Source organism: Saccharospirillum salsuginis, assembly GCF_014651855.1.
GTDB lineage: Bacteria > Pseudomonadota > Gammaproteobacteria > Pseudomonadales > Natronospirillaceae > Saccharospirillum > Saccharospirillum salsuginis.
Genome location: NZ_BMXR01000006.1, coordinates 116176 through 128534, shown reverse-complemented (window position 1 = coordinate 128534; position 12359 = coordinate 116176). Strand labels below are relative to the sequence as shown.

10 protein-coding genes are annotated in these 12359 nt (G+C 61.0%); all 10 read right to left on the bottom strand.

The features are described 5' to 3' along the window. Positions 1-155: 155 nt before the first annotated feature. A complete protein-coding gene (locus IE111_RS12920; protein WP_189609318.1) occupies positions 156-656 on the bottom strand; it encodes an Lrp/AsnC family transcriptional regulator in 501 nt (166 codons plus the stop codon). 280 nt (positions 657-936) lie between these two features. Next, the gene (locus IE111_RS12915) at positions 937-2577 is read right to left on the bottom strand and encodes an acyl-CoA synthetase (protein ID WP_189609315.1); all 1641 of its coding nucleotides are present in this window, start codon (positions 2575-2577) and stop codon (positions 937-939) included. A 92-nt stretch (positions 2578-2669) separates the two neighbouring features. After that, positions 2670-3485: an enoyl-CoA hydratase gene (locus tag IE111_RS12910; protein WP_229805349.1), complete on the bottom strand. Its 816-nt coding sequence runs from the start codon at positions 3483-3485 to the stop codon at positions 2670-2672. Positions 3486-3511: 26 nt separating this feature from the next. Then, positions 3512-3961: an OsmC family protein gene (locus IE111_RS12905; RefSeq protein ID WP_189609312.1), complete on the bottom strand. Its 450-nt coding sequence runs from the start codon at positions 3959-3961 to the stop codon at positions 3512-3514. A gap of 54 nt (positions 3962-4015) precedes the next feature. Next, positions 4016-4888: a formyltetrahydrofolate deformylase gene (purU, locus tag IE111_RS12900; RefSeq protein ID WP_189609310.1), complete on the bottom strand. Its 873-nt coding sequence runs from the start codon at positions 4886-4888 to the stop codon at positions 4016-4018. A gap of 265 nt (positions 4889-5153) precedes the next feature. Further along, the gene (gene folD, locus IE111_RS12895) at positions 5154-6047 is read right to left on the bottom strand and encodes a bifunctional methylenetetrahydrofolate dehydrogenase/methenyltetrahydrofolate cyclohydrolase FolD (RefSeq protein ID WP_189609309.1); all 894 of its coding nucleotides are present in this window, start codon (positions 6045-6047) and stop codon (positions 5154-5156) included. Further along, positions 6044-6997 carry a methylenetetrahydrofolate reductase gene (locus IE111_RS12890; protein WP_189609307.1) on the bottom strand — a complete coding sequence of 318 codons (954 nt, stop codon included), beginning with the start codon at positions 6995-6997 and terminating at the stop codon, positions 6044-6046. Before IE111_RS12890 ends, folD begins: the two co-directional genes overlap by 4 nt. Positions 6998-7054: 57 nt before the next feature. Next, positions 7055-8290 (bottom strand): glycine cleavage T C-terminal barrel domain-containing protein, encoded by a 1236-nt coding sequence (locus IE111_RS12885; RefSeq protein WP_189609305.1) that lies wholly within the window; start codon positions 8288-8290, stop codon positions 7055-7057. 337 nt (positions 8291-8627) lie between these two features. Next, positions 8628-9827: a formaldehyde dehydrogenase, glutathione-independent gene (gene fdhA, locus IE111_RS12880; protein WP_189609302.1), complete on the bottom strand. Its 1200-nt coding sequence runs from the start codon at positions 9825-9827 to the stop codon at positions 8628-8630. A gap of 184 nt (positions 9828-10011) precedes the next feature. Further along, a complete protein-coding gene (locus tag IE111_RS12875) occupies positions 10012-12180 on the bottom strand; it encodes a methyl-accepting chemotaxis protein (RefSeq protein WP_189609300.1) in 2169 nt (722 codons plus the stop codon). Positions 12181-12359 lie beyond the last annotated feature (179 nt).

Here is a 12359-nt window from a genome sequence, read left to right as displayed (position 1 = left end):
ACTCTTATCAAATGAAGTACCTCTTTAGAACAAGAGGTGGTGCTTAGGTAGGTGGCGCGGAAGTATCGCCATGCGGAATGGTTTTCTGGCCTAATCCACGAGATCGACCGCAGGAGCAGGTGTTGGGGGACAGATGGAATGAATGGCCGGTCGGGCTAGTACCCCGATTGCCGTTTGCGATCGAGCAATTTCGGCAGGTTCACCGGGGCGGATTTAATTTCACGCGTCACCACGTAGATGTAGTAGCGCTCGATGCCCAGGTCTTTATCGAGCATGTCGTCGATGAAATCCTGAAAGTCGTGCAGGCTGTTGGTCACCACCTTCATCACGTAGTCGGCGCCGCCGCCGGTGGCGCTGCATTCCACGATCTCGTCGATGCCCTGGATGCATTGTTCAAACCGCTCAAAGGTGGCCCGGCTGTGCGCTTTCAGGGCCACCACGACGATTACTTTGGACAGGTCGAGCATTTTATCGACGGCGATTTCACCGCGATAGCCGGTGATGTAACCGGCGTTTTTCAGTCGGGTCAGCCGTTGCCAGCAGGGGGTCGGCGAGAGGTTGACCAACTCGGACAGCCGGGCTTTGCTGACTTGCCCGTGTCGCTGCACGGCGCTCAGGATACGGACATCAATGCCATCCAATGCGATCTTTTTCATCTTATCGTGAGTCCGGTCTGCATAGACAGTCGCCTGTCGTTATCAACGGGCCGGAAGGCCGCATTCCGGTCACGCGCTCAGGTCCCCTGGGCGCGTTGTCCTGAGCGGAATGCTCCGCCGTCCTTCGCTCAGTGTAGTGCCTCCCCTCTGCAGTGCCTATCCGCAAACATGCTCCGGGGCGTCATATCTGAGCCCAAACTCGCCTCACGCTACCCCCGTTCCGGTGCCGTCCCCCCGATCGGCCGGTTTCGGTGGGTGGTTTCGCGCCATGCCCTCCGCGTCAGGCCGAGGCCCGGGTCTGAAGGTATTGGCGCAGTACATACTTCTGGATCTTGCCGGTCGAGGTGGTCGGCAAGGGCCCGAAGATCACCTTTTTCGGCGCCTTGAAGCGGCTGATGTTGTCGCGGCAGAAGGCGATCAGGCCGGTTTCGCTCAATTGGCTGCCCGGGCGCAACTGCACAAAGGCGGCCGGTACCTCGCCCCAGGTGTCATCCGCCATGGCCACGACGGCGGCGAGTTCGACATCGCTGTGACGCTGGATGACCTCTTCGACCTCCAGTGAGGAGATGTTTTCCCCGCCCGAGATGATCACATCTTTGAGCCGATCACGAATCTTAATGTAGCCATCCGGCTCCACCACGGCCAGGTCACCGGAATGAAACCAGCCTCCAGCGAAGGCCTCACGCGTGGCGGTCTCGTTGCGCAGGTAGCCTTTCATGACGATGTTCCCCCGGAACATGATCTCGCCGACCGTCTCGCCATCGGCCGGGACGGGCGTCATGGTGATCGCGTCCATCACGGCGACGCCTTCTTCCAGGGGGTAGGCCACCCCCTGGCGGCCATTGAGCCGAACCCGTTCCGACGAGGGGTACTCGTCCCAGTCGGTCTGTTTCGCACACACCGTGGCGGGGCCATAGGTTTCGGTGAGGCCGTAAACATGGGTGAGGTCGATGCCGAGGGTCTCCATCTGTTCCAGTACGCTCGCCGGCGGGGCCGCCCCGGCGATCAGCCCCGAAACGGGGTGGTCGAAGGGCTCGGCCGAGGCCTGGGCCGCGTCCGCGATCATCCGGTGAACGATGGGTGCGCCGCAATAGTGGCTGACGGTGTGCTGTCGGATCAGCTCCAGAATGCGTTCCGGGTCGACCCGTCGCAGACAGACGCTGGTGCCGCCAATCGCCGCCAGTGTCCACGGGAAGCACCAGCCGTTGCAGTGAAACATCGGTAAGGTCCACAGGTAGACGACGTCCCGGAGCAACGACCAGGAAAGAACGTTACTGACCGCGTTCAGATAGGCCCCGCGATGGTGGGAGACCACGCCCTTGGGGTTGCCCGTCGTACCCGAGGTGTAGCCCAGTGCGATGGCGTCCCACTCGTCGGCCGGGAGTGTCCAGTCTTCCTGGTCCGGCTGTTCGGCCAGCAGGGCCTCGTATTCCAGTTCGCCCAGCCAGCGTTCGTCACCCTGGCTCGGGTCGGAGACATTGATCACGATGGGGGCTGGCCCGTCCAGCCGCGCCAGGGCACTCTCGATAACGTCGGCGTATTCGGGGTCGGCCAACAGCACACGGGCGCGGCTGTGATCGAGAATGAACGCCACCGCCTCCGGGTCGAGACGAATGTTGATCGCGTTCAACACCGCCCCCGCCATGGGCACGCCGAAATGGGCTTCGTACATGGCCGGCACGTTCGGCAGCAACACGGCTACGGTATCCCCCCGGCCGATGCCGAACTGACGCAGCATCGAAGCCAGACGGCAACAGCGGGCGTAGGTCTGGCGCCAGCTGTACCGCGTGTCGTTGTAGATCAGCGCGGCCTTGTCGGGATAGACGGCGGCGGCCCGTTTGATGAAGCTCAACGGCGACAGCGACACATAGTTCGCCGCGTTTTTGTCGAGCGCCTCATTGAGGTGGCAGAGTTCAGTCATGGCTTACCCCCGATGATGGTCAAGAGACGAGCATGTCGGTCCGTCCCTGGCCTGTGTTGCCTTGTTGGCTCGTTCGGTACGGTTGAACCGGATCAGTGACCCGGCTGTGCCCAGACCGGCTTACGCTTGCCCAGGAAGGCGTCGATGCCCTCGCCCGCATCCGGGTTCATCATGTTGTCCGCCATCACGTCGCCGGCGTAGTCATACGCCTCTTCCAACGCCATTTGCCGTTGCGGGTGAAACATGGCCTTGCCATAGCGCACCGCCGCCGGGCTCTTGCTCAAAATCGTGGCCACTTTCGCCTCCACGGCCGCGTCGAGGTCGGCATCGTCAACGACGCCGCTCAACAGGCCCCACTGTGCGGCGGTGTCCGCATCGACGAATTCACCGGTCACCAGCATGTCGAAGGCCCGCTTGGGGGCGATGCTGCGCGACAGGGCGACGGCGGGGGTGGAACAGAACAGGCCCAGGTTAATCCCCGAGACCGCAAAACTGGCCGAACGGCCCGCGATGGCCAGGTCGCAACTGGCCACCAACTGACAGCCCGCCGCCGTGGCCATGCCCTGCACTTTGGCGATCACCGGTACCGGCAGATCGACAATGCTGCGCATCATGCGGCTGCACTGACGAAACAGGGATTGGTAGTAGGACTGGTCCGGCGTGGCCCGCATTTCTTTCAGGTCATGACCGGCACAAAATCCGCGTCCGTTGGCCGCGATCACCACACAGCGCACCGTGGGGTCGGCGGCGATGTCGTCCAGCTCACATTGCAACGCCGTCATCATGGCTTCGGACAGGGTGTTGAATTTATCCGGTCGATTTAAGGTCAGATACACGGCGCCGTCTTTGTCTTCCCGTTGAAGGATGGTGTCGTTCACTGCTGTGTTGCTGGATGTCATCGTGGTCATAACGCTCTCCCGCCTGAATCGGCTGATTAGGGTTGGTCTATCGTCACCTCGGCGGTGATCGAATTCCGTATAAAACAGTTTTTATGCGCGCTGGCGTGCAGTCGGGCGAGCGCACTCTCGTCCGGCACGGATTCACCGGCGAAACGGACCTGGGGTGACAGCACAATGCGCGTCACTTCCATGCTTTTTTTCTCACCGCGCTCCAGGTAGCCGACGGGGTTGTCTTCGTAGGTGTCGACTTCGTACCCCTGAAATTCCGCAATCGCCAGAAAGAACAGCATGTGGCAGCTCGATACCGCGCTGACCAGCATTTGCTCCGGGTCGGCACAGCCGGGGTCGCCTTTGAAATCGACCGACGCGGACACGTCGACCTGCTGCCCCCCGTTCAACATCACCTGGTGGTTACGCGAGTAGGTGTTCGTCTCGGTTTCGTGTGTATTGCGCTGCCAGCGAATGGCGGATTGATGCTCAGACATAGCGTGTTCTCCTGTGGCTCACACTCGGGCGTGAGCCATGTTAGACGGTTGCAGTTAATGTCCCGGAAAGACAACGGTTTTGTTCCCGTTCAGGAAGCAACGTTTCTCGGTGTGTAACTTGATCGCTCGGGCCAGCACGAGGCGCTCGGTGTCCCGCCCCTTGGCCACCAGACGCTCGGGGGTGTAGGTGTGGTCCACGTGCTCCACGTTCTGGAAGATGATTGGACCTTCGTCCAGATCTTCACTCACGTAGTGCGCGGTGGCGCCCACCAGTTTGACGCCTTTTTCATACGCCTGGTGATAGGGCTTGGCCCCTTTGAACCCCGGCAACAGCGAGTGATGAATGTTGATGGCTTTGCCGTGCAGTTGCTTGCACAGGTCCTCGGACAGGATTTGCATGTACCGCGCCAGCACGACCAGGTCGGCTTCGACCTCGCGGATGATCTCCAGCATGCGAGCTTCCTGCTGTGGCTTGGTGTCTTCCGTCACGGGCAGGCGGTAATAGGGAATCTCGTACCAGTCCGCCATCCGTTGCAGATCCGGATGGTTGGAGATGATGGCCGGTATTTCGATGTTCAGTGCGCCGGTGCTGTAGCGGTGCAATAGGTCCTGTAGGCAGTGGTCGAATTTGGAGACCAGGATCACGACTTTTTCCGGCGTCGACGTGTCGGACAGTTCCCAATTCATCTCGAACGGCTCGGCCCGATCGGCAAACTGAAGCCGCAGTTCCTCCTCGGAAAACTCGCCGTCGCCGACGTGGTAGAACTCCACCCGAAAGAAGAACCGGCCGATGTCGGTGTCATCGAACGAGTGCATTTCGTAGGCATAGCATTGGTTCCGGTACAGGGTGCCGATGATCAGGTCGAGCACGCCCAAGCGGGTCGGGCAGCTGCCGGTCAACGTGTAGGTTGTTGTACTTGTGGTCATGGTATTACCCCTGTGATCGTTTCGGTCACCGAAACGGATGGTTCTCGAGGCACCCACCTTGGAAGGTGGAGGGTTTAATTAACTCAAGTTTCGGAGTTCGCTTTGGTGCCAAAACCCGCACAGGCTGCCGGGTCGACCCATTCGGGGTCGCCGTAAACCCATCCATGGGGGCTTGACCTCGGCATCCATGCCTCACACATCCCCGAATGGGTCGACCCGGCAGCCTGCGCTAGCCATTAGTGAACTCCGAAACTTGAGTAACTAACTACACCGTCAGGCCAACCGGTTCGGGTAGAGTTAGTTGCCGACAGCAGGCGGTCACTGTGTTCGCGAGCAAACAGGCGATCGTCATCGGCCCTACGCCACCCGGCACCGGCGTGATGGCGCACGCGATGTCTTTGGCGGTGTCGAAATCGACATCGCCGACCAGTCGCGTTGTGTCATCGCCCTGATCGATGCGGTTGATCCCGACGTCGATCACGGTCGCCCCCGTTTTCAGCCATTCGCCCTGCACAAAGTGAGGCCGCCCCACCGTCGCGACGACGATGTCCGCACGGTTCACCAACGAGGCCAGGTCGACGGTTTTCGAATGAGCGACGGTGACGGTGCAGTTCTCTCGCAACAGCAACTGGGCCATGGGTTTGCCGACGATGTTGGAGCGACCGATCACAACCGCGTGCTGACCGGTCAACCGACCGCCGTACTCGCGCAGCATCATGAGGCAGCCCATGGGCGTACACGGCACCAGGGTGGTCTGCCCGGTCGCGAGCCGACCGACATTGACCGGGTGAAAACCATCCACGTCCTTGGCCGGGTCGATCGACTCGATCACCGACGCTTCATCGATGTGATCCGATAACGGCAGTTGAACCAGGATGCCGTGAACGTCCGGGTCGGCATTGAGTTCGCGGATCAGGCCCAACAGATCGGTTTCGGAGGTCTCCGAGGGCAGGGTGTATTCGTAGGAGTGCATGCCCGCCACCAGGGTTTGCGTTTGCTTTGAACGCACATAGACCTGGGACGCCGGGTCGTCACCCACCAGCACCACGGCGAGACCTGGGGTCACGCCATGCGTCCGTTTCAGGTGGGCGACGTGGTCGGCTACTTTCTCGCGAAGTGTGGCGGCGAACGCCTTGCCGTCGATGAGCTGCGCAGTCATGAGGTCACCTCAGTCCGGTCGTGCTTCAGCGTGGCGGGGCGGTCTGCGCCCCCGCTGTGTTCGGCCACCCATTCGGCGTTGGCGTGGATGCCGCCCAGCGGGAAGAAATGCACCCGTTCGATGCCGAAATCCGGGTGGCGTTGTTTGTGGGCCGCCAGTTCCATCAACAGCTCGGTGGGTTCATAGGGCACCAGCAGTTTGGTGACGTCCCTGGCCCGCCGTTGCAGGACGCGCAGGCTGGGGCCGACGCCACACGCCAGGGCGTATTTTATCAGTGTGTGGAGTTGAGCCGGCCCGGCCAGGCCGATGTGAATCGGCAGGCCGATGCCCTCTTCCGCCAGCCGATCGGCCCAGGCAATGACCGGCTCCGCTTCGAAACAAAACTGGGTCGTGATCGCCACCCGGGCGTCGGTGCGGTCGAGAAAGGCCTGCTTCCATCTCAGGGCCTGCATCAGCATCTCGTCGGAGCCATCGGGGTCGATGTCGCGGTTGCCTTCGGGGTGCCCGGCGATGTGCAGATGCTCGAACCCGTCGAACAGACCGGTCTCCAACATCTGCAGGGTGTCGCCAAATTCGCCGACCGGGGCGGATGCGCCACCGCCAATCAGCAAGCCCTGAGACACGCCCGCGTCGCCCTGGTAACGGGCGATCCACTCGGCCAACTCGCCTCGGTTTTTGATGAGGCGTGCGGGGAAATGCGGCATCACCGCAAAGCCCTCGTCGGACAATCGCCGTGCAGTGCTCACCATGTCGTCAATCGGTGTGCCGTCGAGGTGGGCGATGTAGACCCGGGTCCCCGTCGGCAGCAGATCCCGAAACGAATCGACCTTGTCGGCCGTACGCGGAATCACCTCGATCGAAAAGTCGCGCAGAAACGATGCCAATAACCGGTCGGTCCGCTTTTCGCTGCTGGACACGCTGGATCGGTTACGAAACGACAACAACCCCATAAAAACCCCCTTCTACTGTTCGTGCGTAAACGCTGTGGTTGACCTCGGGATCTCGGGCTACAGGGCCTGGCTCAACGCGGCGGCGAGCGAGGTGTCGTGCAATGCCGGGTCGTTCACGGTCGGGGTCGCGTGCTGACGCGAGCCGGTGGCGGCGATTTCCTTTCTGGGATCGAAAAAGGGTTTGTCGACGACGGTTGCTGTGACGGTGCCGTGCGGGGTTTCGACCTCCAACCAGGTGCCCAATGCGGCGTACTCAACTCCGACCATGGCCAGGGAGATGTTCTTGCCGAGGCGCGGGGAATACACGGCCGAGGTCACCCGACCGACGGTGTCGCCGCCTGTGGTCAAAGCCCAGAACCGGGCATTCGGTCCGGTCAGCGCGGGGCCTTCGATCTCGAGGCCGACTTGCTTGCGCGACACGCCCTGTTCGCGGATGCGTTTGAGCGCCGCCTTGCCGATGAAGTCCGCGTCCATGTCCAGGTCGACCAACCGATCCATACCCACCTCGTAGGGATTGGTGTGGATATCCATATCGGCGTGGTACGACAGCATGCCGCCTTCAATGCGACGAATGGTCGATGTGTGTCCGGGCTGGAGGCCGTAGGGCTCACCGGCGGCCATGATCTTTTCCCACAGCCGATCACCGTGACGGCCGTCCAGTAAATACAGTTCATAGCCCAGTTCGCTGGACCAACCGGTCCGGGAGACGATCAGGGGAATGCCGTCCAGGTCATATTCGCGCAGCCAGAAGTACCGCAGGTCGGTAATGCTGTCGCCGAACAGGGCCTGCATGATGTGTCCGGACTGGGGCCCTTGCAGTTGAAGCGGTGACACATCCGGTTCGTGAATCGACACGTCCAGCCCCGAGTGAACGGCCACGCCCTGCGCCCACAACAGAATGTCGCTGTCCGCCAACGAGAGCCAGAAGCGGTTCTCCTCCAGGCGAAGCAGAATCGGGTCGTTCAGGATGCCGCCGTCGGCGTTGGTGAGAAACACATACTTGCACTGGCCCACGGCACAGGTGGAGAGATTGCGCGGGGTCAGCATCTGGACAAACCGTGCGGCGTCCGGACCGGTAATCTCGACCTGACGCTCGACCGCCACATCACACAGGATGGCGTGATTCACCAGGTTCCAGAAGTTGCGCTCGGGGTCGCCGAAGTCACGGGGAATATACATGTGGTTGTACACTGAGAAACCCCGGGCGCCCCAGCGTACGGTGGCATCGAAATACGGTGATTTACGAATCTGAGTTCCGAAGCCGAATTCTTGTTGTTGTGTTTGCGTACCCATTGTTTTTCCTCCTGCCGATGGACCTTGTCCATAGGGGTGAACGTGCGCCTCGCTCATGTCGTGTGAGCAGGAGAATCATATGAGACATGGCTTGATAAAAAGGTCTAAAAGATGATCCGAAACCCGCCTATTCGGGCTTGATTTGAGCGCTCTTTAGTCCGTTTGGACTAGCGTCGGAAAGGGGTCAAAACGGGTCGCTCTTAAGCAACATCGGTACGAAATTTTTCAGCTATTTTTCGGGCCTTTTTTCCGTTAAATATGCGCCCAAACGAACCCGGCCCGCTCCGTTTCGGGAGCGGGCCGGGTGTGTGACTCAACAGCGTTGAGAAGGGGAAGTTCAGGCCGCGACGGATCCGTGCGGGTCGATGACGAATTTCTTCGCCGCGCCGCCGTCGAAATCGGCGTAGCCTTTCGGCGCCTGGTCGAGGCTGATCATCTGCACGTTGACCGCCTGGGCAATGTTTACCCGGTCGAACAGGATGGCCTGCATAAGCTGCCGGTGGTATTTCATCACCGGGCACTGACCGGTGTGGAAAGAGTGGGATTTCGCCCAACCCAAACCGAACCGCATGCTCAATGATCCTTGCTGGGCGGCTTCTTCGGCGGCACCCGGGTCTTCGGTCACGTACAGGCCGGGAATGCCGATTTCACCACCGGCACGCGTTACCTGCATGGCCGAGTTCAGTACCGTCGCCGGTTGTTCGTGGTGGTGATGGTGACCGCAGGCGTGCGCTTCGAAACCGACGCAGTCGACGAAGCAATCGACTTCCGGTTCGCCAAGAATCTGCTCCAGCATGTCGGGCAGTTCGGCGTCCTGTTTCAGGTCGACGGTTTCACAGCCAAAGCTGCGCGCCTGGTCGAGGCGTTCGTCGATCATGTCGCCGACGATGACGCAGGCGGCACCGAGCAGGCGGGCGGACTGTGCCGCCGCCAGACCGACCGGTCCGGCACCGGCGATGTAGACGGTGGAACCGGGGCCGACGCCAGCGGTGACACAGCCGTGGAAGCCGGTGGGGAAGATGTCGGAGAGCAGTGTCAGGTCTTGAATTTTCTCCATGGCCTGCTCCGGATCCGGGAACTTGAGCAGGTTAAAGTCGGCGTAGGGCACCATGACGTATTCGGTCTGGCCGCCAACCCAGCCACCCATGTCGACGTAGCCGTAGGCGGCGCCGGGACGGGCGGGGTTCACGTTCAGGCAGATGCCGGTGCGGCCTTCCTTGCAGTTGCGGCAGCGGCCGCAGGCGATGTTGAACGGCACGGAGACGATATCGCCGGCTTTGAGGAATTCGACGTCGCGGCCGACTTCGATGATCTGCCCGGTGATCTCATGGCCGAGCACCAGACCCTGGGGGGCGGTGGTGCGCCCACGGACCATATGCTGGTCGGAACCGCAGATGTTGGTGGTGAGGACTTTCAGAATAACACCGTGATCGCACCGGCGGTTGCCGAGCGCGAGTTCAGGAAAGGCGATGGATTCGACGGAAACCTGGCCGGGGCCCTGGTAGACCACCCCACGGTTGGATGCTTGACTGGTCATTGCTGGTTCCTTTGTTGTGATGTGTTGGAACGGCCGAACCCGAAATACACTGTGCTCAGGGGATACTCTAAAGGGACGCCCGCGCTAAAGTTGCCCGGTTGCGACACTTCTGACAGTAGGAACGCAGTCGAAACGACCGAACACGCATCGGAATGGAGGGGTGGGTCGGGAAGAGGTGTTGCAATTACAGCTGGAATCGCTGAACCAGTGTTTTCAACTGGTCGGATGTCTGCTGCAGACCATCGGTGGCTTCGATGTTGGCTTCCGCCGTTTTCTGGGCGTCGTCGGTCTGGTGACGGACATTCTCGATGCCCTGGTTGATGATGGCCAACTGCTCGCGCTGGCGTTGCGTGAGCTGACCGATTTCCAGGTTTTGGGAATTGATGCCACCGACCTGCTGTATGACGGCGCTCAGGGCCTGCGCCACCTCGTCCGTGGCGTGCACATTGCGCTCAAGCTGTTCCAGGCTGACGGTGATGGCATCGTTGCCGTGGTCGGCCCCGGCTTTCAGGGACTGGGTCAGGGTCTCGATCTCGACCGTGGCATCGCCGGTACGCTGGGCCAGTTGCCGCACTTCATCGGCGACCACCGCGAACCCCCGACCCGACTCGCCGGCGCGCGCTGCCTCGATGGCCGCGTTCAACGCCAGCAGGTTGGTTTGCTCCGAGATCTCGCGGATGACGGTCAGGGTCTTACCGATGTTGTCGCTGTCGGCTTTCAATCGACCCATGGCGTCGTTGACCGCTGAGATGCGGTTGGACAGGGCATCCATTTCGCTCTTGGCTTGTTCAACGCCTTTCTGGCTGGCTTGAATCGAATCGTCCACCTGTTTCGCATCCCGCTGGACCTGCTCGCCGATGTCGGCGACCGAGTGCACCATGTCGCCCAGCTGTTGCGTTGCGGTTTCTATTTCGGCCTCGCCTTGTTGCTGGGCTTCCACGGCCGACTGGGTGGTCATCGAGGTGCGGTGCATGGTTTCGACACTCGCGGCAATCGCGTTTCCGGCGTCGATCATGTCGGTGACGTTCTGGCGCAGGGATTGAATCAGGCTGTTGACCTGGCCGATCACGGTTTTCAATTCACCCACCGCGCCCCGGGTGTCGATTTCCTCTCGCAGATCGTTGCGCGTCACCCGGTTCACGCCCGCGACAAAGCGCGACATGGGCTGGACGATCAGGCGCTGCAATCCGAACAGAGCCACCAGACTGAACAGCACGGCCACCGCGCACACCGACAGCAGGATCACCGGTAACCACTCGGCCTGCTCCTGACGCGTGGTGGCCTGGGCCTGCACGTCGTCCAGGCGCTCGGCCTGATCGGTCGAGACGATGTCTTGCATGGATTGGATAAAGCGTTCGAATTCGGACCGGACACTGGGAATGACCTGCAGCGATGACCCCAGTTCCTGAGCGGCGTTGGACAAATCATCGGTCAGAGCGCGCGTGGCCTGGGTGTTGTTTCCGACGATCGTCAGCGTATCGGCCAGGGTCGTCTGGGTCGCTTGGTTGGCTTCCTGCTGTTCGGCCAACGCCACCTGGGTCGCTTCGGCCAGTTCGTTCACCTGCGCCGCCGTGGCGTTGGCCAGGGCCAGGCTGCCTTCCTGAATGCGGCCGGTGCGCTCGACCACGGTCGTCGCAGCTGTGATGAGTTCCGGCAGCATGGCGTTGCGTTCCTGTTCGCTGTCGCTGCCATTGTAAGTCCGAATATCGCTGCGAAAGGCGCGCAATTCGCGCCGGAGCTCAACCAGTTCCTGACGGGTATCGTCGCTTTGGTCTACATTGAACATGGCCCGGGTCATGGTGGAAAGCCCGCGCGCGATACCGGTGACGTCGTCGCGAATGTCGAGTTCGGCCGTGCCGGGTTCGGCGGCGGCCTGGTACAAGCCGAGCAGGACGCGCTGGGCGTCCCCGTTGATGGACTGTGACGTCGTGATCATGGTCAGCAACGGGCCGGACACCAGCGCCAGATCTTCGGCAATGCGATTCGAGCGGTCGCTGATGTTCTGCAGGCTGTCATTCTGGGCGCTGACCACCTGCTGCACCGCCTGCAAGCCGTTGTCGATTTCGACCGCCGCTTCCCCCGTCTGCGCCAATTGTTGTTCCAGTTGCCGCAGACGATTCATCGACCCTTGCGCTTCGGACAACACCGCCAGTTGGGATTCCAGATCGTCCAACGCGGACAGGGATTGCTGCAGGTTACTGGAGACGGTGTCGGTTTCCGACATCAGGCGGATCAAACTGCCGCTGAGTTGATTGACACTGAACAGGGCGTAGCCACCAATCAGCACCAGCCAGAAAATCAGCAAACCAAAGAGGGAATAGATGAGACCCTTGATCGTCAGTAGTCGTGTCATGTCTGGATCTCCGGGGTCTCATGTCTGTCCGGCTCTCCAGAAACAGGGTCTCAGAGCCGTTGAGTTGTTTTCGAAAGTCACTTCTTGTCTCACTGACTATAGTCAATGACCTGGACAATATTCGACCAATGAGACTGTTTGTGTCGGTTCCGGAACAGATTTCTTGAGTCGGTGACGTC

What these genes read in the sequence shown, in the direction of transcription:
- IE111_RS12920 (WP_189609318.1), bottom strand. Translation starts at nt 656, where the DNA reads ATGAAAAAGATCGCATTGGATGGCATTGATGTCCGTATCCTGAGCGCC.
- IE111_RS12915 (WP_189609315.1), bottom strand. Translation starts at nt 2,577, where the DNA reads ATGACTGAACTCTGCCACCTCAATGAGGCGCTCGACAAAAACGCGGCG.
- IE111_RS12910 (WP_229805349.1), bottom strand. Translation starts at nt 3,485, where the DNA reads ATGACCACGATGACATCCAGCAACACAGCAGTGAACGACACCATCCTT.
- IE111_RS12905 (WP_189609312.1), bottom strand. Translation starts at nt 3,961, where the DNA reads ATGTCTGAGCATCAATCCGCCATTCGCTGGCAGCGCAATACACACGAA.
- purU (WP_189609310.1), bottom strand. Translation starts at nt 4,888, where the DNA reads ATGACCACAAGTACAACAACCTACACGTTGACCGGCAGCTGCCCGACC.
- folD (WP_189609309.1), bottom strand. Translation starts at nt 6,047, where the DNA reads ATGACTGCGCAGCTCATCGACGGCAAGGCGTTCGCCGCCACACTTCGC.
- IE111_RS12890 (WP_189609307.1), bottom strand. Translation starts at nt 6,997, where the DNA reads ATGGGGTTGTTGTCGTTTCGTAACCGATCCAGCGTGTCCAGCAGCGAA.
- IE111_RS12885 (WP_189609305.1), bottom strand. Translation starts at nt 8,290, where the DNA reads ATGGGTACGCAAACACAACAACAAGAATTCGGCTTCGGAACTCAGATT.
- fdhA (WP_189609302.1), bottom strand. Translation starts at nt 9,827, where the DNA reads ATGACCAGTCAAGCATCCAACCGTGGGGTGGTCTACCAGGGCCCCGGC.
- IE111_RS12875 (WP_189609300.1), bottom strand. Translation starts at nt 12,180, where the DNA reads ATGACACGACTACTGACGATCAAGGGTCTCATCTATTCCCTCTTTGGT.